The 1,017-nt window shown below is 61.7% G+C and carries 2 protein-coding genes; both read left to right on the forward strand.

Going from position 1 to position 1,017, the window contains the following annotated elements:
• Positions 1–254 precede the first annotated feature (254 nt).
• Positions 255–797: a DUF2318 domain-containing protein gene (locus VJ307_10765; protein ID HJX74617.1), complete on the forward strand. Its 543-nt coding sequence runs from the start codon at positions 255–257 to the stop codon at positions 795–797.
• A 16-nt stretch (positions 798–813) separates the two neighbouring features.
• Positions 814–1,017: hypothetical protein (locus tag VJ307_10770; protein HJX74618.1), on the forward strand; the 204-nt coding region annotated here is incomplete at its 3' end.

Raw genomic sequence — 1,017 nt, forward strand, 5'->3', positions numbered from 1 at the left:
AAGAAAATTCAAGGCCCGGGAAGTCGCCCGGGCCTTCGTTGGCGGGAAAGCGAATACTCCCCACCCCTGGAGAATATTCTTCACGGCATCGGCTTCCGGGGGACACACGTTCCGGGAGTTTCCTGTCGCACTTCATCAATACCATTGTGATATTGGATTTCCCGGTCAGGTGGCACAGGAAGTGCTTGCATGTAGTGGAGATATCGATCCGGAAGGGGACGGCCATGTCGAAGAGGGCAGGAGGAGACGAAAACATGCACAGGACGACAGGGGGAACGAACGGAGGAACGGATCCCGGCCGCGGGAGGGGAAAGCGCCTCCCTCTGATCGCGGCGGCCATCCTTGCGGGGGTGGTTGCGCTCGGGGCGGCGGGATGGCTCGGAGGCATCTTCCCGAAGACCTACGCGGAGATCGCGAAGTCGGCCGGGGTCGTCGAAACAGCGGACGTGGTGAAGATCCCCCTCAAGGCGCTCGATTCGAGCAAGGCGCTCTTTCTCCAGCAAGAAGTCGACGGACGGCAGCTTTATTATTTCGCGCTGAAAAGTTCCGACGACGCGTATCGCGCCGCCTTCGACGCGTGCAACGGCTGCTTCCGGACGAATCTTGGGTATCGCCAGGAGGAAGACCGGATGGTGTGCAACAAATGCGGGGTGGCGTTCCCCTCGGTGCGGATCGAGGAAATCAAGGGGGGGTGCAACCCCCATCCACTGGCGCGCAAGGTGGAAGGCCAGTACCTGGTGATCCGGAAGGGCGACATCGCAGCCGGGAAGAATTACTTCCCCGGCAATCGATCGTAGGGGCGGGGGCTGCGCGATGAACATCCGCAAACTGGCCTGGAAGAACCTGTTCCGGAGAAAATCCCGTGCGGTGTTCACCGGCCTCGGGATCTTCCTCGGGATCGGGACGTTCGTCGCCCTCTCCTCCCTCACCATGCAGATGGAGGGGGCGGTGCGCGACAAGCTGGACCGGTTCGGGGCGAATATCCTCGTCGTTCCCCGGACGGAACAGCTATCGCTG

Source organism: Candidatus Deferrimicrobiaceae bacterium (assembly GCA_035256765.1).
Taxonomy (GTDB): domain Bacteria; phylum Desulfobacterota; class Deferrimicrobia; order Deferrimicrobiales; family Deferrimicrobiaceae; genus CSP1-8.